The 17,764-nt window shown below is 72.5% G+C and carries 15 protein-coding genes; 2 read left to right on the top strand and 13 right to left on the bottom strand.

Features of this window, described 5'->3' with window-relative positions:
- Positions 1-10: 10 nt before the first annotated feature.
- The 8 genes from BM290_RS49195 to BM290_RS48395 form a co-directional block, all read right to left on the bottom strand.
- Positions 11-439: an ester cyclase gene (locus tag BM290_RS49195; protein WP_203779389.1), complete on the bottom strand. Its 429-nt coding sequence runs from the start codon at positions 437-439 to the stop codon at positions 11-13.
- Complete coding sequence (locus BM290_RS49190; protein WP_203779386.1) at positions 436-849, bottom strand: nuclear transport factor 2 family protein; 414 nt, start codon at positions 847-849, stop codon at positions 436-438. The genes BM290_RS49195 and BM290_RS49190 overlap by 4 nt, the downstream gene beginning before the upstream one ends.
- Positions 846-2,573, bottom strand: coding sequence for a thiamine pyrophosphate-binding protein (locus tag BM290_RS19035; protein WP_203779384.1), 1,728 nt, complete (start codon positions 2,571-2,573; stop codon positions 846-848). The genes BM290_RS49190 and BM290_RS19035 overlap by 4 nt, the downstream gene beginning before the upstream one ends.
- Entirely contained in the window at positions 2,570-3,169 is a 600-nt protein-coding gene (locus BM290_RS19030) for a DJ-1/PfpI family protein (RefSeq protein WP_177319790.1), read from the bottom strand. The genes BM290_RS19035 and BM290_RS19030 overlap by 4 nt, the downstream gene beginning before the upstream one ends.
- Positions 3,166-4,029 carry a type 1 glutamine amidotransferase domain-containing protein gene (locus BM290_RS19025; RefSeq protein WP_093615895.1) on the bottom strand — a complete coding sequence of 288 codons (864 nt, stop codon included), beginning with the start codon at positions 4,027-4,029 and terminating at the stop codon, positions 3,166-3,168. Before BM290_RS19025 ends, BM290_RS19030 begins: the two co-directional genes overlap by 4 nt.
- On the bottom strand, positions 4,026-5,915 hold the full coding sequence (locus tag BM290_RS19020; RefSeq protein ID WP_093615893.1) for an AGE family epimerase/isomerase: 1,890 nt from the start codon (positions 5,913-5,915) through the stop codon (positions 4,026-4,028). Before BM290_RS19020 ends, BM290_RS19025 begins: the two co-directional genes overlap by 4 nt.
- Positions 5,912-7,957, bottom strand: a complete 2,046-nt coding sequence (glgX, locus tag BM290_RS19015; RefSeq protein WP_093615891.1) for a glycogen debranching protein GlgX — start codon at positions 7,955-7,957, stop codon at positions 5,912-5,914. Before glgX ends, BM290_RS19020 begins: the two co-directional genes overlap by 4 nt.
- Positions 7,958-8,020: 63 nt before the next feature.
- Positions 8,021-8,809 (bottom strand): bestrophin-like domain, encoded by a 789-nt coding sequence (locus BM290_RS48395; RefSeq protein ID WP_177319789.1) that lies wholly within the window; start codon positions 8,807-8,809, stop codon positions 8,021-8,023.
- A 118-nt stretch (positions 8,810-8,927) separates the two neighbouring features.
- On the opposite strand from BM290_RS48395, the gene BM290_RS48390 reads away from it, so the two are divergent.
- Positions 8,928-10,091: a serine hydrolase domain-containing protein gene (locus tag BM290_RS48390; RefSeq protein WP_177319788.1), complete on the top strand. Its 1,164-nt coding sequence runs from the start codon at positions 8,928-8,930 to the stop codon at positions 10,089-10,091.
- Here the strand turns inward: BM290_RS48390 and BM290_RS19005 are convergent.
- Together BM290_RS19005 and BM290_RS19000 are read right to left on the bottom strand one after the other, a co-directional pair.
- Positions 10,078-10,614, bottom strand: coding sequence for a DUF305 domain-containing protein (locus BM290_RS19005; RefSeq protein WP_143133829.1), 537 nt, complete (start codon positions 10,612-10,614; stop codon positions 10,078-10,080). The two genes, BM290_RS48390 and BM290_RS19005, sit on opposite strands and share 14 nt — an antisense overlap.
- Before the next feature lie 5 nt (positions 10,615-10,619).
- A complete protein-coding gene (locus BM290_RS19000) occupies positions 10,620-12,089 on the bottom strand; it encodes a DUF1996 domain-containing protein (RefSeq protein WP_093615885.1) in 1,470 nt (489 codons plus the stop codon).
- 266 nt (positions 12,090-12,355) lie between these two features.
- Here BM290_RS19000 and BM290_RS18995 point away from each other — a divergent pair, with 266 nt between their 5' ends.
- On the top strand, positions 12,356-12,835 hold the full coding sequence (locus BM290_RS18995; RefSeq protein WP_093615883.1) for a hypothetical protein: 480 nt from the start codon (positions 12,356-12,358) through the stop codon (positions 12,833-12,835).
- A 129-nt stretch (positions 12,836-12,964) separates the two neighbouring features.
- On the opposite strand, the gene BM290_RS18990 is transcribed toward BM290_RS18995, so the two are convergent.
- From BM290_RS18990 to BM290_RS48380, 3 genes are read right to left on the bottom strand one after another with little or no spacing between them, the layout of a single operon-like run.
- Positions 12,965-15,751 carry a M48 family metalloprotease gene (locus BM290_RS18990; RefSeq protein ID WP_177319787.1) on the bottom strand — a complete coding sequence of 929 codons (2,787 nt, stop codon included), beginning with the start codon at positions 15,749-15,751 and terminating at the stop codon, positions 12,965-12,967.
- A complete protein-coding gene (locus tag BM290_RS48385; protein WP_177319786.1) occupies positions 15,748-16,845 on the bottom strand; it encodes a hypothetical protein in 1,098 nt (365 codons plus the stop codon). Before BM290_RS48385 ends, BM290_RS18990 begins: the two co-directional genes overlap by 4 nt.
- The gene (locus BM290_RS48380; protein ID WP_177319785.1) at positions 16,842-17,669 is read right to left on the bottom strand and encodes a hypothetical protein; all 828 of its coding nucleotides are present in this window, start codon (positions 17,667-17,669) and stop codon (positions 16,842-16,844) included. The genes BM290_RS48385 and BM290_RS48380 overlap by 4 nt, the downstream gene beginning before the upstream one ends.
- Positions 17,670-17,764 lie beyond the last annotated feature (95 nt).

The following is a 17,764-nucleotide window of genomic DNA, read 5'->3' as shown; positions in this document are numbered from 1 at the left end:
CCCCCTGGGCTCACTGCGGAAGGGTGACGCCGACCTGCCGCATCAGCCCGGCCGTGTCGGCCTGCACCCAGCGCTCGGCGACCCGGTCGTTCTCGATGCGGTAGACCTCGATGCTGGTCCAGCTGACGTCCTTGAAGGTCGGCGCGACCCCGAAGACGGGTTTGACGTGCCGGCCGCGGAAGGTGATCTGCATGATCACCCGATTGCCGTCGGCCGGGTAGAGCGCGTCCAGGTCGGCCCGGAAGTCGAGCGCCTCCTGGGCGCCCTTGATGAGGGCCTTGAGCGCCGGCAGGTTGTCGACGCTCCAGGCCGGGTTGTGGTCGACGAAGTCCGTGGCGAACAGCGCGTCCATGTCGTCGTAGCGCCGGGCGTTGACGGCGTCGCTGACCTTCCGCACGAGGGCCAGGTTGTCCTGGTCGAGTGAGGTCGTGGTGCTCACAGCGCGGCCAGTTCGTCGACGCGGTACTCGGTGATGACCAGGCCCGGGCCGGACTGGGTACGCGACAGCCGCCACGTCTGCCGGGCCCGCATCGCCAGGCGCGAGCCGTCGGAGGTCTGGGTGGCCCGCCAGATCACCGACACGGCCACGTCGATCCGGTCGTCCACGACGGCCGGTGTGACGTACTCGATCTCGTGGGTCTCGTCGGTGTAGAGGCCGCAGACCGTGCGGTACCAGTCGCGGAACTCGGCCACCGAGCGCAGCGTGCGCTCCGGGAACACCATCGTCAGGTCGTCGGTGGACAGGCAGCTCGCCAGATCGTCGGCCGGCGCGTGCACGTCGAGATACTGGAACCACTGTGCGGCGAACGCCGACACCGCGTCGGACAGGGTTTCGGACTTGGTAGTCACCGGTTGTCTCCAGGTTCGTCGAGGACGGCCTCCACCAGGTACGGGCCGTCGTGGTCGAGCATCGTGCGCAGGATCCCGGGCAGGTCGGCGGCGTGCCGGACCCGGGCGGCGGGCACGCCCAGGGCGGCCGCGAGATGCACGTAGTCGACGCGCGGCTCCCGCACGTCGAAGAACGGCGGGAAGGCGGCGGCCGGATCGTCGTCGCGGTCCCGCCGGTAGTGCACGAGATTGTCCTTGAGCAGCTGATAGCCGCCGTTGTGGCAGATCACGAACTTCGCGGCCACCCGATGGTGTGCCGCCGTCCACAACGCCTGGCAGGTGTACATGCCTCCGCCGTCACCGGTGAACCCGACGACCGTACGCTCCGGATGTGCGATCTTGGCGCCGATCGCGCCCGGAACGCCGACGCCGAGCGTGCCGCCGGGGGTCTGGAAGAAGTGCCCCGGCCGGGCCGGTGGCAGCCACCGGGTGAGCGCCGGCGAGTTGGTCAGCGCCTCGTCGAAGACGATCGCGTCGTCCGGCAGCATGCCGGCCAGCGCGGCGGCGACGGCCGGCATCCGCAGCGGCGCCGAGTCCGCCTCCAGACCGGCCTCCAGGTCGTCGGTGAGCGCCTTGTCCAGCGCGGCCGCGCGCAGCGCGCCACGCCGCCGGACCCGTTCGGCGGCGGCGTTGCGCTGCGGCTCGGTCATCACCTCGCCGAGTGCCTCGGTCAGGGCCCGCAGCGTCAGCCGCGGGTCGCCGAGCATCCCGGCGGTCACCGGGTGGTTCTTGGCGATCGCGTACGGGTCGAGGTCCACCTGCACCACCGTGGCGCCGGGCCGGAACGGGTTGTCCAGCGCCGGGAACACGTCGGGGAACACGTAGGTCCCGCAGATCAGCACCGCGTCGGCGTGCGCCACCAGCTCTGCGCTGTCGGCGCCGAACATGTGCCCCGTCAGGCCGCCCCACAGCGGATGGGTCCACGGCATGAGCAGTTCGGACGCCATCGCCCCGTGCACCACGGCGCCCCATGTCTCGGCGAACCGGGTCAGCTCGTCGACCGCCCCGGACGTGGCGATCCCGTCGCCGGCCAGGACGACCGGCGCGTGCGCGGTGGCCAGCAGCCGGGCCGCGGCCTGGATCGCGCCCGGCTCCGGCACCACCCGGGTGTCCGGGACGCTGGTCGGCATGACCGCCTCGTCGGCGAGCTGGTCGAGGACGTCCTGCGGCACGGCCAGGAAGACCGGACCGCGCGGGGGAGTGGCGGCCACCTTGAGCGCGCGCCGCACCAGCCGCAGCAGGCTGTCCGGGTGGGTGGCACGGGTGGCGTACTTGGTGACCGGCTTCGCGATGTCGACCAGGTTCACCGACATGTGCGCCTCCAGGGCGTCGTACGCGACCCCCGCCTCCCCGGCCATCACCAGCATCGGCGTCTGCCGGTGCAGCGCGTGGTAGAGGCTGCCCACCGCGTTGCCCAGGCCCACCCCGCTGTGCAGCAGCACCACGCTGGGCCGCCCGGTGGCCTGCGCGTAGCCGTCGGCGGTGCACACCACCGCGGCCTCCTGCAGGCCCAGCACGTAGTCGATGTCCGGGAAGCGGGCGATCTCCTCGAGCAGACCCTCCTCACTGGACCCGGGGTTGCCGAACAGATACCGCACCCCGTCGGCACGTAGCTGCTCCAGCAGCCGGCGGTGCCCGGTGCGCAGCGTGCTGGTCGCCGTCGCGGGCGCGGTCGCCGAGGTCACGACACACCGGCCGGCACGGCGGCCCGCGCGTGGATCTGCTCGATCACGGTACGGGCGAACACGCCCGCCTGCGCCCCGGTGCGCCCGGTGACCAGGTCGTCGTCGACCACCACGTCGGAGTCGACGTACTGCGCGCCCATGTTGAGCGCGTCGCCGTACAGGTTGGGGTGGCAGGTCAGGCGTCGCCCGCGGACCAGCTCGGGCGTCCGCGACAGCAGCCACAGCCCGTGGCAGATGATCCCCTTGACGATCCGTGGCTCGGCGAAGGCCCGGCGCACGAAGTCGGTCGCGGGTGGCAGCTTCGCCAGGTCCTCGCTGTAGCGCAGCCGGTCGCTGACCATCGCCGACGGCACGATGACCGCCGAGTACGACCGCAGCGCGTCGTCGTCCATGCCCTCGAACGACGCCGCGCACACGAACGGCGCCCGGTACTCGTGGCCGGTGAACGTGATCGACTCCCGGCCCCAGAGCCGGGTGAGGAAGTGCAGCTCGGCACCCTCCTCGGGGAACCGGTACGAGTAGTACCAGATCTCGTGCTCGTAGAAGTCGCTCTCCACCAGCACGGCGACCTTGTGCCCGGTCAGTGGCCCGCTCACCAGCCGTACCTGCGCAGTCCGTGGTCGAGGACGTCGACCAGCGCCCGCCCGCAGCCGTACGACGACTCGGTGGAGCGGGCCGTGATGAACGGATGGTCGACGATGACGCTCTCGGCGTGCCCGACGTTGCCGATGAACTCGCCGTCCGGGCCGACCGCGTCGCGCAGGATGAACTCCAGCGGGTAGAACGGCGGCCCGAAGTTGATGTAGCCGTCACCGAACCCCGTGGTGGAGCCGTCCAGCGCGTGCGGGCCCTCGAAGCCGGTGCCGTCGTGGTAGTCGTAGTCGATCGGGTGGCCGGTGACCCGCTTGCCGCCGATGATGCTGAGCTTGCGCAGCGGGTCCCGGGCGAAGGCCAGCGCCGCCACGCCGTAGCAGACCGCGGCGACCGGCTTGTCGAGCCGCACGAAACCGAGGATCAGCTCGTGCAGGCGCTGGTTGTTGGCCAGGTCGACCATGGCGCCGCTGCCACCGACGATCACCAGGGCGTCGTACGAGGGCAGGTCGTGGGTGACGATCCGGTCGATCTTGCGGTGGTACTCCTCGCTGTCGCGCAGGTAGGTGGGGGAACTGGGGTACGGCCGGGACGGCACCCAGCCGGCCAGGTCGTGCGGCTTGTCGAGGCGGTCCGAGGCGTCCAGCTCGCGCGTCTTGCGGGCGGTCTCCTCGCTGGTCACCGACTTGCCCTGGGGCGGGTCGGCGTAGGCGGGATCCATGCTGACGGCCAGCGGGGTGGGCCGGGCGCCGGTCGGGGTGACGAACTCGATCTCGTACCCGGCCTTGTCGCAGGCGTCGAGCGGCCCGATCAACTCCTCACCCCAGTAGCCCCACTCGGAGACAGCGAACAGGACCTTGGTCATGAGAGTGCTCCGATCGTTGCGGCGCCGGCTCCGGCCAGCTGCTCCTTGAGGAGGGCGGCCGGGGTGAGCCGGACCCGTACGGTCTGTGGCTGGTCGCTGTGCGGCAGGGTGACGGTCATGGCGTCGGCGTCGAAGTCGTCGTGCTCGTGGCCGTTGACCCACACCCCGGTCAGCCGCACCCGGCCCGCGGGCAGCAGGTCGGGCGCCACCCGCAGGGTCGCGCCGAACGCGCCGGGCTGCGGCTGGAACCACAGGTCCATCGGCTGCTCGCGGCGCAGCATGTTGCCGTAGACGGCGGCCAGGTAGCCCAGCTCCGCGCTGTGGTACATGGCCATCGAGTGCGAGCCCTTGCTGCGCTCGCCGCCCAGCTCGAACGGGACCCCACTGGCCAGCACGTTGAAGTAGACGCCGCCGGCGCCGGTGTCCAGCATCCACGCGTTGTAGAAGGCCGCGCCCTCGCGGGCCTGCTTGGCGTACTCCGGGCGGTCCAGGACGCCGTCCAGCACGAGGTACGCGAGAATGCCCTGCTCCTGCTGCCACCAGGCCTTCCGGTCGTGCCACACCAGACGGTGGAACCGCTCGCCCGGCGCGACCACCCGCTCGACCATGTCGTACCAGCCGCCGCGCTGCGGGTCCGCGCCGACCGACGGCATCAGGTCGGCGATCCGGGTCGCCAGCTGCAGGTAGGAGTCGCTGGGCCGCAGATTGTTCATCCGGGTCAGGTTCCACGCGATCTTCAGGTTGTGCCCGACGATCGCCCGGTTCTGCTGCTGGCCGTAGTGCTGGTCCTTGCGCCAGTCGCCGAAGAACTTCTCCTGCACGAACGGGCTGTTCTCGTAGTCGGGGAACCGCTCGACGATCGTGTCGCAGCAGTCCTGCAGCATGTCGGCGTATCGCTGCTCGCCGGTCGCGAGGAACAGGTTGATCAGGTACGCGGGAATGTGGTCGCCGACGGAGTTCCAGTTCTTGCGGTCGGCGTTGGTGTGCCCGCCGGTCTCCAGAGCCGGGCTGCGCGGGTCGAAGGTGACCGGGTCGATGTGCGAGAAGTAGCCGCCCTGGTCCGGGTCACGGAAGTACTTCTGGAACAGGTTGATGGTCAGGTCGATGATCTCGCGCAGCCGTGGCGCGCCGGTGACCCGGTAGACCTGGGTGATACCGGCGATCGCGTAGATCTGCTCGTAGCAGGGGATCGCGTTCAGGTCGTCACCGAACTCCGAGGCGAGGATCTTGCGCTCGGAGCCGTCCGGCAGCACGTCGATCGCGTGGTACCAGTAGGCGATCTGCTGACTGCGGTCGACCGCGCAGAAGTGCTCGATCAGGTAGTCGGCGCCGGCCCGTGCGGCGTCCAGATAGGGCTGCCCGCCGTTGAGCATGTAGGCGGTGGCCAGCCCGTACACCAGCCGGGAGATGGTGTCGGTCTCCTGCCGGATCGACTGGGTCTTGGTGCCGAGGATCGACAGGTCGGTACGGTAGCCGCGGTAGTCGAAGATGCCGGCCCCGCCGAACTCGGCCTGCAGGTAGAAGTCGGCGATCGCCCGGACCTGCCGCTGCCACCAGTCCGGCGACTCGAACCGGTACTCGTCGGCCTCCTTGCCGAACAGCAGCACGTGCTTGGCCTCGAAGCCGGTGCCGTTGTCCTCCATCGGGTAGAAGACGCCGTAGACGTGGATGAATCGGCCGGGCTGGAGCAGGCCGCGGAACTGCGCGCCCGCGTCCACATAGGCCTCGCCCAGGTTGCGCAGCATCTCGGCCACGGTGGTCGGGGTGAGCCGGGCGGCGTACGGCCGGCCGTCCGAGGTGTTCAGCGTGACCGTGTCGGTGGACGGGTCGAACCCGGTGACGTACCCGGCGACCAGGTCGGAAAAGGTGAAGTTCAGCTCGTTCACGGTGTCTCTCCAGAGAGGGTCCGCACCAGCACGATGCTGTGCGCGGTGACCAGGTAGCCGGCGGTGGTGACGTGCTGCTCGGCGCCCGGTCCGGCGATGTCGGCCGGTGATTCGAGGGCGGTGTCCAGGACGCGGGCCCAGCGGCGCCGCGGGTCGAGCTCGAATTCCAGCGGCTCGGAGTGCATGTTCATCATCAGGTGCAGGTCGGGCTCGCCGCCGATCCCGGCGAGGGTGCAGGCGAAGGCGCGGCCCTGCGGGTCGTCCCAGTCCGGCGGCGCCAGGCGGGTGCCGTGCCAGGTCACGTCGGCGGTGGTCCAGAACTCGTCACGCCGCAGCACCTGGTGCCGGCGGCGCAGCGCGATCAGCTCGGTCCAGAACCGCAGCAGGCCCGCGTGCCGGCCGGGCAGCGACCAGTCGAACCAGCTGATCGGCCCGTCCTGGCAGTACGCGTTGTTGTTGCCCTGCTGGGTGCGGGCCACCTCGTCGCCGGCGGTGATCATCGGGACGCCCCGGGAGACCATCAGCAGGGTGGCGAAGTTCTTCATCTGCCGGGTCCGTAGCGCCAGGATGCCGGCGTCGGTGGTGTCCCCCTCGGCGCCGCAGTTCCAGCTCAGGTTGTCGTCGTTGCCGTCCCGGTTGCCCTCGCCGTTGGCCTCGTTGTGTTTACGGTCGTAGGCGACCAGGTCGGCCAGCGTGAACCCGTCGTGGCAGGTGACGAAGTTGACGCCGTTGACCGGCCGGTGCCCGCGCGCCTGGTAGAGCCCGGCGCTGCCGCCGAGCCGCTCCGCCACGTCGCCGATCAGCCCGGCGTCGCCGCGGACGAACCGGCGCATGGTGTCCCGGAACCGGCCGTTCCACTCGGCCCAGCGATATCCGGGATAGCTGCCGACCTCGTACGCCCCGGCCGCGTCCCACGCCTCCGCGATGATCTTCGTGGTGGCCAGCGTGTCGGACAGCTCGATCTGCCACACCACCGGCGGCTCGTCGAGGATCGCGCCGCCCGGCCCCCGGGTCAGCACCGCGGCCTCGTCGAACCGGAAGCCGTCGACGTGCATCTCCCGGACCCAGTACTCCAGGCACTCGACGATCATCTTGGTGACGATCGGGTGGTTGGCCATCAGCGTGTTGCCGCAGCCGGAGTAGTCGTCGTAGTACCGCCGGTCGGCCTGGTGCAGGTAGTAGTAGTTGGGGTTGTCGAGGCCGGCCCAGCAGAACAGCGGCCCCAGGTGGTTGCCCTCGTCGGTGTGGTTGAAGACGACGTCCAGGATCACCTCGATGCCGGCCGCGTGCAGCGCCCGCACCATGTCCCGGAACTCCCGGACGTGCGCGCCCGCCTCCGGCCGCTCGCAGTAGGCGGCGTGCGGCGCGAAGAACCCGGCGGTGCTGTAACCCCAGTAGTTGCCGGTGGCCGGGTCGAAGTCGAAGACCGGCAGCAGCTCCACGGCGGTGATGCCGAGCGCGGTCAGGTACGGGATCTTCTCGACGATCGCGGCGAACGTGCCGGGCCGTTCGGTGCCGGCGCCGGGCGACCGGGTGAAACCGCCGACGTGCAGCTCGTAGACGACCATTTCGGACATCGGACGATTGAGTGGCTGGTCGCCCGCCCAGTCGTAGCCGCGCTCGTCGATGATCGCGCAGCGTAGCGAGGTGGCCAGCGTGTCACCGGGCACGCAGGCCGCCTCTCTCTTCCAGAGACTCCGATCAAGACCACGGGTGTACGGGTCGGCGAGCACCTTCTCCGGCTGGAACCGCAGCCCGTCACCGCCCGGGCCCCGGACCCGCAGGGCGTAGAAGGCGGGCGCCCGCAGGTCACGCAGGTGCACGTGCCAGACCGCGAAGCTGCGGTTGATGTCCGGGTCGAGAGTGACGGTCTGGATCGGCTCGGTGTCACCGGCGTCCGCGAAGACGAGGAGATCCATGCCGGTGGCGTGTTCGGAGAAGAAGGCGAAGTTCACGCCGTCGTCGTCCGCGGTGGCGCCGAGTGGATGGCTGCGCCCCGGTTCGGCCTGGTAGACGGGCCGGTGGAGCTGGCTCACGCTCATGCTGGAGAGCCTAGGGAGCAGCCTGAATAATTTTCACGTTTCTGGGTATCCGCTCCGGCCGGTTCAGCCCCGCCGTTCGAGGTGTGCCACGACGTCCTGATAGCTCTCCGGTTCGATCCGGACAGTGCCGGCGAACGGATAGTTCAGCTCGACGGCCAGGAACACGTTGACTCCGATCGTGGCGGCCACCCCGGCCACCAGCACCCGGCGCAGCATGTCGTCCCGGATGCCGCAGGTGACGCAGAGCGACAGCACCACGATCGATCCGGTCAGCACCGAGATCCACACAACGTTCGGCAACTGCTGGTCGTGCGCCAGCCGGACCGCCTCGGCCCGCAGCTCGGTCGCCCGGGTGAGCCGCTGCACGGCGTCCCGGACGAACGCCTCCTGCGCCGCCGTCCGCGGGGTGATCCCGGCGACCGTGACCATCAGCGAGTCCACCGCCTCACCGACCGCCGGGACCGCCTCCCCGCGCACCCGCTGCGGCCAGGCGGCGAGCACGTCCCGGTTGTACGCGAGCACGCCCGCGTCGATCGCCGTCGTCGTCGCCGGATCGCACACCCGGCCGCCCTCGGCCACCGCCAGCAGGTTCATCGCTTCCGCCTCGGTCGACGCGCGGGCGTCGTTGCGCTCCTCCCACAGGGTCACCACGCAGAGGCCCATCGCCACCGAATACACCACCGCAGCGGCGGACAGCATGATCCCGGTCGCGTCGTTGTGCTCGCCCCGCCGCCAGTGCGGCAGCCGCCGGTGCACCAGAGACTCCAACAGCAGCATGAACGCGGGCAGCCCGATCACCAGAACGATCAGGACGACCCACTCCGGCAACTCCGCCGCGAGCCACTTCGCCATCGCGCTGCATCCCATCCCGCCGAGAGGTCCCCAGGCATTGTGGCCGCGCGCCTTCCCACCGGACGTGTTTTCGCAGATAGTCGCCGTGATCCAGCATCGGGCCGCGAACAATGGACAGATGCGAAGCGCCCTATTGTCCATTTTGACGGCCGGCGCCCTGCTCACGCCGCAGCCACCCGCGGAGGCCGGCCCCGCCGCCGGATGCACGCCGACCGCGCGACCCGAGGGAACCGCCGCGACCATCGTCGGCATCGCCGAGGCGGCCCGTCGCGAGTCCGGCCTGAGCGCCGTGATCGTCCGTGTCTCGGCCGGCGGCCGGGAGATCGTGACGGCGGCCGCCGGCGAGTCGACGACCGGGGTTCCGGCGACCACGGACATGCGGTTCCGCACCGGGGCGGTCGGCATCACCTACCTGACCATGCTGCTGCTGCAACAGGCCGGCAAGGGCGTCGTCGGACTCGACGACCCGGTCGCCCGCTGGTACCCGGAACTGCCCCGCGCCCAGGACGTCACCCTGCGGATGCTCGGCAGCAGCACATCAGGCTATCCCGACTACGTGACCTACCAGCCGTTCATCGACCGGCTCTACGCCGACCCGTTCCGGCACTGGACCGAGCCGGAGCTGATCGACCTGGCCCTGGAGCGGCCTCTCTGGTACGAGCCCGGCACCAACTGGAGCTACTCGCACGCCAACTTCGTCATCCTCGGCCGGATCCTGGCCCGCGCCACCGGCACCCCGCTGGCCGAGCTGATCCGGCGCGACATCCTCGACCCGCTCGGACTGCACACCACCGTCGCCGCCGACACCGCGGAGATCCCCGCCCCGGTCCTGCACGGCTTCACCACCGAACGCGGCCGGTACGAGGACTCCACCTACTGGAACCCGTCCTGGACCACCGCCGCCGGCGCGATCCTGACGTCGGACATCTGCGACCTGGAGACCTCCGCACGGGCCGTCGGCACCGGTCGGCTGCTGTCCGCGGCCGACCAGCGGACCCTGCTCGATCCGGGCACCGTCGGGCTCGGCGGGCCGACCGCGACCTGCCCGGCCACGATCTGCGTGCACCACACCGAGGAACATCACTACGGGCTCGGCGTCGTCGTCCAGGACGGATGGATCAAGCAGACACCGTCGTTCGCCGGCTACGCGGCCGTGCAGGCCTACCTGCCCGGCCGCGACATCGCCATCGCGGTCGCCACCACGCGTGGCCGTACCACCGACGACGTGAACACCGCCGGGACGGTGACCGACCGGATCGCCGCCGAGCTCACCCGGAGCTGACCGCGGCCCGGGCCGCCAGCACCGCGCCGGCCAGCGTGCGGGTCCGCGGATCGGCGCCGTTCTGCAGCTCGCCGCGGGCCAGGGTGACCGCCTGCCCGACCACCTCGTCGATCTTCGTGGTCGCGGCCGCGTCGAACGCCGGACCGGACAGCGCGGTCAGCGCCGCCAGCTCCGGCGCGGTCACCATGCCCGGCATCGGCATGCCGAGGTGCGGGTTCTCCGCGGGCAGCCCGGCCAGCTCGTGCAGCGCCCGCAGTTCCGGTAGCTCCGCCTCGGTGGCCGCGCGGACGCGTGCGGCGAGGTCCCGTGTCGCCGCCGCGCCCGCGCGGGCCGGCACCGCGTCGAGCAGGGGAACGACCTGCTCGTGCATGGCCAGCGTGATCTCGATCCAGGCCCGGTCGGTGCCCCCGAAGGCGCTCGTGGGCGCGGGGGCCGGTGGGACCGCCGGCGCGGGCGTGCCGCATCCGGCGAGCAGCAGGGCCGCCAGTGTGGCGTACCACAGCCGATGGCCCTGCCGCCGCATCGCCGTCAGCCGAACGACGGCGTCGTGCCGCACTTGGCGTCGGCGTTGATGCAGACCTTGACCAGCGCGGCGAGCTTCGCCGGGTCCCACGCGTTCATGAAGTCGCCGTGGATCGACGACGCCATCCCCGACGACAGGGTCAGCCCGTCGCCGCCGAGCGAGTCGTAGCCGAGCATCATCGAGATGTTCGGCACCGCCACCGGGTACTTGCCGGTGCAGACGCCGTTGACCGACGGGCCCATGTGCGACTTGTGATCCGGCGAGTCGATGTGCTTGCCGTCCCAGCAGTCCTGGTAGGTGAGCTGGTAGATCAGGTTGCCGCCGGCCGCGCACCTCGGCCAGTTGCCGTCCGCGCTGCGGCCGATCTCGGCGCTGCCCGCGCACCAGAACTGCCCGCTCGCGCCCTTCGGCGTGGCCACCTGCCGCTTGGCGTCACCCTGCACCATCACCAGGCCGGGCGGGAACGGCACCACCGTCGCCGGGTCCTTGATCTTCGCGCCGTAGTAGGCCCGGAAGTTCTTCATCTTCACCGGCTTGCCGTTGAGCAGCAGCGTCGGTGCCCAGTACGCGCTGTTGTCGCCCGGCGCGTCACACGTCGTCGGCTGCTTGCGCAGCTGCTCGCCGGTGCTGCTCGCGGTCACCTTCGGCCCGAAGAACGTGTGCAGGTGCGAGGCGCCCGGCAGGTTCGGCAGGACGATCGGGTCGTCCGGCGACTCACCGGAGACGGTGCAGTTGGTGTGGAACTCCGGCACCCGGACGATCCCGGCCGGGACCGCCTTCGGCTGGACCGCCTTGTGCAGGGCGAGAGTCTCCTTCCAGGCCGCCTCGTCGACCGGCACCCAGCCGCCCGGGCTCGCGGACGGGCTGGTGGGCGCGGCGCTGGTGGGCGCGGCGCTGGACGGGGCGGCACTGGACGGCGCGGCGCTCGACGGGGCCGCGGCCGTGCCCACATTGAAATGGTTGATGTTGACGAAGTCCGACCGCGACCGGCTCTTCATCACCAGGACCAGCGTCTGCTTGCCGGCCGGCGCCTTCGCGGCCTTCGCGGTGACCGTCGTCCACTTCTGCCAGCCGCCGGTCGACGCCACCGGGAAGGTCGCCAGCAGCGTGCCGCTCCGGCCGCCCAGGCGCGCCTCGATCGAGCCGCCCTCGGTGTTGTCCGACGCGATCCGGGCGCTGAGCGTGGCGCTGCCGATCGTGACGTCCCGGTACTCGAGCCAGTCGCCGTTCGCCAGCCAGCCGACGTTCCGCCCGCCGCCGGTGTCCGAGGTGTTCTCCGTCTTCGCGCCGGACTGCGCCGCGAACGCCTCGGCCTGCAGCGTGCCGGGCGTGGTCACCTCACCGGCGCCCGCGGTGGCGATGTAGGTGCCGCTCGCGCCGAGAGCCGCGACGACGGCCACACCCAGGACGACCCGGGTGGCACGGCGACGTCGCTTCGGGTCCGGCGGGGCTACGTGCTGGGATTCCTTGCCCATATCGATCCTCAACAAAATGGCGGGGAAAGCGTGCGGCACGAATTATGCAGACCTCGCACAGGCGGTTCAATACGTCAAGAAAAAATTCATTTCCCCAGGTCAGAGCGGTGCTGGTGGCCGTCGTAAAGCCTTTCGATAACAGTTTTTCGACATCGTTTTCTTAAGTCTCCATTAATTCGTTCGGGGTCGATGCCCGGCCCTGGCCGCGGCCCGCGGCGAGGGTGGGAACCTGGTGAAGGCCGTCGAGCATTCCGGGAGCGCCGATCGTGCAGACCAGTGACCGTGAGTTCACCGTCGACATCGCCCGGGCCATCGTGACGCCGGTGGACCCGCAGATGCTGACCTACCTGGAGGCCGACGCCGAGGCGTACTTCGCCGACCCGCGCGAGGCCCTCGCCACCGGCCGGAAGTCCACCGAGCTGGGCAGCGGCGTCGAGGTGGCCGTCGGTGTGACCGCCGTGGCGCTGTACGTCGCGCAGGCGGCCCTCGACGTCGTCCTCGAGGAGTCGATCAAGAAGGGCGTCGACGGGATCCGCGGCTTCCTCAACCGCCGCCGCAAGCCCGGGAACGAACTCGCCGGCCGCCCGGACGTCCCCACCTTCACCGACGAGCAGATCGACCTGGCGGCGGCGGCCGTCACCGCTGTCGCCCGGGGCCGGGGCCTCGACGCGGCGGCCGCCACCACCCTGGCCACCGCCGTCCGCGACCGGCTGCCCCGCAAGCCGGCGCCGCCCTCCGGCGACTGACCCTCTCGTTTCTCCTGCCCACCGCGCTCCTGTGGACCGTGCACATCGGATCGTGAGCGTTCCGGCCGGTGTCCTGGCCGAGCAGCGCGGCCGGTCCGTCGTGGAGCCGGAGGTGGCAGGCCGGTCCGGTCACTCCAGGTTCAGCCAGGTCGCCGCGGTCAGCACCGCGAGAGCGGCGACGGCGCCGGACGAGATCAGCACGGCCGCTGTCCGGCGCATCGGTGGCCGTTCGGCGGCGGGTGGGCGGCGCCGGGCCGTCGCCACCAAGCCCGCCGCGATCATGCCGGCGACGACGGCCTTCACCGGCTGGGCGGTGCCCGCCATGCCGAACAGGATCAGATAACCGTTGAGCGGGTCGTCGCTCAGGCAACCCGGCCCGACCGGCAGACCGCACGCGGCCACACCGATCAGCGCCGGAGTGGCCACCGCCCCGGCGAACGCCACGACCAGCGCCGACACCAGCCCCGCCACCACACTGCGGGACCGGTGCGCCGCTGTCGTCACGGCGGCGGCGAACGCGCCGGCCGCGGTGGTCAGCAGGGTGGCCGTCGACATCAGGTAGTGCAGGAACCCGGTCAGGTTCGCGCGGTCCTGCCGGTAGACGCCGGAGATCGTCCCGTGCGCCGCTGTGGCCAGCACCGTTCCCGCGACCAGCAGCACGACCGCCCCGGCCAGGCCGATCAGCACGGCCCGCCCGAGCGGCGGCCGATGATCGGGCGGCCGGGAGATCCGTCCGGCGCTGCCGTCGTCCGGACGGTGCTCGCCGCCGGGTGGCGGAGCGAGGTGACCGGCGTCGCCCGCACCGCCGAGGTCGCCGGCGTCGTCCGCACCGCCGAGGTCGCCGGCGTCGTCCGCACCGCCGAGGTCGCCGGCGTCGTCCGCACCGCCGAGGTGGCCGGGGCGGGGCCGGACGGTGGCCTTCACGGCACCGTCGGCGGACCTTCCGGCACTGTCGGCGACCCTCCCGGGACCGTCGGCGGCGCGACGGTGACCGGGATCCGGCGGGTGGGGCGCCGCCGGGAAGGTCGCGCGGGTCAGCCAGGCCGGTGTCCGGGGGGTTCGGGAACGCAGCAGGCCCGCCGTGGTCACCAGCACCGGCAGGACGGTGAGGGCGGCGACGCCGGGCGCCCAGCCGAGCATGTCCCACGGGATGTAGGTGATCTGCAGCCACTCCGCCGCCGGCAGCGGCAGGTAGCCGTAGGTCAGCGCCTCGGCGAAACCCGGCGTCCACAGGTAGAGACGGCCGTGCAGAGGGGTGTCGTGCATCGCCCACCAGGTGGCGTACCAGGGGAGGACCGCGAGGGCGCCGATCACCGCGCTGCGACGCGCCGCCCGCCGTAGCGAGCCGCGGATCGTCGGCAGCCAGGCGCCCGCGTTGTCCCACGACCAGCGGGCCAGGGCGGCCAGGATGCCGATCAGCGCCAGCGCGGACACCACCGCGGGTCCCGCCGCGCCGTCGCCGACGCCGTCGAAGACGCCCCAGCGGCTGGCGTTCGCCGCGGAGACGGCAGCCGGCTCACCGGCCAGCATGCCCGCGCCCAGGCCCAGCGCCAGGGCCGCCACCGGGGGCCGGGCCGTGGTGAGCCGCCGCTGCCAGGCCGTGACGTTCACCAGCCAGGCCAGCGCGCCGATCGGGCCGGCCGTCGCGAGCGCCACCACCATGATCAGCAGGAACGTCATCCGGGGGCCGGGCACCGGGTCGACGCCCGCCGCTATCAGGGCCTGCCAGGCGAGGGTCCCGGCGTCCTGGCACAGCACCGCCAGGCCGACCCCGGCGCCGAACAGCTGCGCCACCGACAACGACGGCAGCGTCCACGGCTCGGCGGCCACCCGCAGCCGCACCGCGATGTCCGGGTGCGTGCTCAGCACCCCCGGCCGGCGAGCCCGCGCCGCGGCTCTCCGGCCGGACGCCGCCACCGCGCCCCACCACGACGAGGCCGGGCTGCGGGGCGCGGTGAGGTGAGGGCGACGGCCGGGGTCACGCGAGGCCGGCGGGGTGCGCAGCGTCGTCAGGTGGGCGAGGGTGGCGGCGCCCGACGGGTGGCGGCCGGCGGTGGCGTCGGCGGTCAGCTCACGGTCGCGGAGCACCGCCTGGCGGGTCAGCGCCACCAGGGTCAGCAGGACGGCGATCGCCCCCACCGTGTGCAGGTCGTCGTGCCGGAAGAGCGTGATCCGGGGGGTCAGGCCGGTGAGGTCGGCGGCCAGCAGCGCCAGGTACGGGACGGCCGCCAACCCCAGGAACGACCGCCAGGCCGTGCCGAGCAGCAACGTCGGGCCGGTGTCGCGGTTCTTCAGGTGGGCCAGCTCGTGCAGCACCACACCGGTGAAGCGCGCCGGATCGCGGGCGTGCGTCCGGGCCGTCTCACCGGCCACGCAGAGCAACGGCCGCCGGGCGGTGCCGAAGACGAACGAGTCACGGGCCGCCGGAGCGACCATGACGACGGGGCGGCGCGGCAGGCCGTACCCCTCGATCAGCTCGTCGATCTTCGCGGCGGCCGCCGCGTCGTAGGTGTGGAGCGGGCGCAGGCGACCTCTCCGGCGCCACAGCCGCCACGGGGTGGCCAGGGCGTAACCGGTCAGGGCGCACGCCGACAGCGCCACCGGGCCGGCCAGCGACGACCAGACGATCAGGGGGATGTCGGGGGCGACGCACGCGATGACCGGGACCGTGTCGCCGATCAGGGCCGGTGAGGCGCCCGGCTGGTACGACGGCAGGCCGGCCAGCCCGGTGCCCTGGAGGCACGCGGCGACCCTCGTCTCGCCGGGCCGCGAGAGCCGCACCCCGAGGTAGCCCCAGACCGACGCCGTCGTGGCCAGGAGCAGCACGAACAGGATCAGGAACCGGGCCGACAGCGTGGCCGGCAGCACTGACGGGTCGCCGGCCGCCCGGTGCGGGCCGGCCGGGGGAGCGGTCACCACACCGACGTGGTCTTCCGGTACGCCTTGGCGGCGGCCCGGACGGTGAGCCCGTCGTCGATGCCGGACAGGCTCGTGTGGGTCAGGATGATCAGGGTGCCGGCGCGGCGTACCAGGACGAGGTTCTCGACCGCGACCACCGAGGCGATCTGCGGGCGCATGGTGATGCGCAGCGCGGCCGCCTCGTCGCCGATCCGGCCGACGCCCAGCCGGTCGACGGTCACCGTGACCGTGCCGAGCTGGTCGACGGTGGTGGTGTACCGGCCGCAGACGCCCGGCGCGCCCTTGACCCGGTCGATCGCGGCGCGCGCCGCGGACTCGCCGAGGTGCCGCATCCGCTCGCGGATGTACGACGAGTCGCCCGCCGCCGACTGGAACAGCAGCACCTCCGCCCGGGCGCTCGCGCCGCCGGAGAAGTCGGTGTCCAGCGCCGCGCAGCCGCCGCCGCCCGCGTCGCCGCCGCCGCCCGCGTCGCCGCCGGCCCCGCTGTCGACCTGGAAGCCGGCCAGGTCGCCGGGGCCGAGCAGGGCCTTGCGCAGCTCGTCGCCGGTCGGCACGTGCGGCGGCTGGGGTGCGCCCTTCGGCGGCTTCGCGGTGCCGCCGGTCGTTCCCGGGCCGGTGGCGCTGCCGGGCCCGCCTCCGGTCCGCGTGCCCGATCCGGTCCTCCTTCCCGGCCCGGCCGGTGAGGGGGAGGGCGAGCCCGTCGGCGGGGCGACGCCGGAGGGGAAGACGCCGGGCGGGAGCGGGCCGGACGGGACGGCGGGCAGACTCTCCGCCAGCGACGGCAGCGCCACCGGGCTCGCCGGATCCTCGACCGGCGTCCGGGTCACACACCCGCTGACCGCGCACAGCAGCACGACCCCCGCGGCGACGAGCCGGAAAGCGCCCGCGGCGGGCCGGATGAGGGCCGGCGCGGCGGGCTGGGCGGGGCTTGCGGTGGGCCGGATGAGGGCCGGCGCGGCGGGCTGGGCGGGGCTTGCGGCGGGCTGGGCGGGGCTTGCGGTGGGCCGGATGAGGGCCGGCGCGGCGGGCCGGACGGGGCCGGCGGCGGGCTGGGCGGGGCTCGCGGCGGGCCGGATGCTGGCCGGCCTCACGCGGTGAACCGCACTCGGTCGCGCCGCCACCGGAGCGTGCCGAGCAGCAGCAGCCCGGCGGTCACCGTCGCGAGCCCCAGCAGCGCGAACACGCCGGGCCGTCCGCCGGTGATGGGCAGCGTGGCGGTGTCCGTGGGCGAGGCGACGGGCGACACCGCGGCGCTGGGCGACCGCGACGCGGACGGCGAGACCGACGGCGGGACCGATCGCGAAGCCTGCGGCGAGGCCGACCGTGACGGCGACGGCGACGGCGACGGCGACGGCGACGCGGACGGCGGGAGGCAGACCGCGGTCAGCGCGAAGGTCGCCGCGCCCCCGGCCGTGCCGCCGGTGACCAGCAGCGCCCCCGAGGCGAGCCGCCATCCCCGCGGGGTGCCGAGCCAGAGCCCGGCCTCGGTCAGCCCGCCGGTGACGCCGGCGCGCGGCGGCAGCAGGTCCTCCGGGCCGAACTGTCCCGCCATGGTCCGCTCGTTGACGGCGACCTCGTACACCTGACCGGCGATCACCCCGATCAGCGCGGGTTTCGGCGCCCCGTTCACCGTTTCGATGAAGCCCATCACGTACGCCAGCGGCGTCCCGCCCGCGACCGGCTGGTCGAACTGCCAGCCGTCGGCGCCGGGTTTCCCTCCTCCGGGGAATGTGCCGCACGTGCGAATGGCGGCCGGCTGGTCGGTGGCGGCTTTTCCGGTGGCGGCCGTGAACGCCTTGTCGAGGCTCAGCGGCGCCGGTTCCCCCTCCGCCGCGAAAGCCGCTGTCTGCAGGGCGAACGCGGCGATGCACGAGGCCGCCAGCAGTCCGGTGCAGCGAGCGATTCTCCCGATCATCGGCGTTCCCTCCGTGGGTGGCAATCATGATTCGCGATGCCGCCGAAGCTTTCCAGGAATGCGCAGACAACGCCGTCCACCGATGGGGTGACCCG

This window comes from Actinoplanes philippinensis (assembly GCF_900113015.1).
Lineage (GTDB): Bacteria > Actinomycetota > Actinomycetes > Mycobacteriales > Micromonosporaceae > Actinoplanes > Actinoplanes philippinensis.
This window is presented reverse-complemented; position numbering and strand designations above follow the sequence as displayed.

What these genes read in the sequence shown, in the direction of transcription:
- BM290_RS19025 (WP_093615895.1), bottom strand. Translation starts at nt 4,029, where the DNA reads ATGACCAAGGTCCTGTTCGCTGTCTCCGAGTGGGGCTACTGGGGTGAG.
- glgX (WP_093615891.1), bottom strand. Translation starts at nt 7,957, where the DNA reads ATGAGCGTGAGCCAGCTCCACCGGCCCGTCTACCAGGCCGAACCGGGG.
- BM290_RS48395 (WP_177319789.1), bottom strand. Translation starts at nt 8,809, where the DNA reads ATGGCGAAGTGGCTCGCGGCGGAGTTGCCGGAGTGGGTCGTCCTGATC.
- BM290_RS48390 (WP_177319788.1), top strand. Translation starts at nt 8,928, where the DNA reads ATGCGAAGCGCCCTATTGTCCATTTTGACGGCCGGCGCCCTGCTCACG.
- BM290_RS19005 (WP_143133829.1), bottom strand. Translation starts at nt 10,614, where the DNA reads ATGCGGCGGCAGGGCCATCGGCTGTGGTACGCCACACTGGCGGCCCTG.
- BM290_RS19000 (WP_093615885.1), bottom strand. Translation starts at nt 12,089, where the DNA reads ATGGGCAAGGAATCCCAGCACGTAGCCCCGCCGGACCCGAAGCGACGT.
- BM290_RS48380 (WP_177319785.1), bottom strand. Translation starts at nt 17,669, where the DNA reads ATGATCGGGAGAATCGCTCGCTGCACCGGACTGCTGGCGGCCTCGTGC.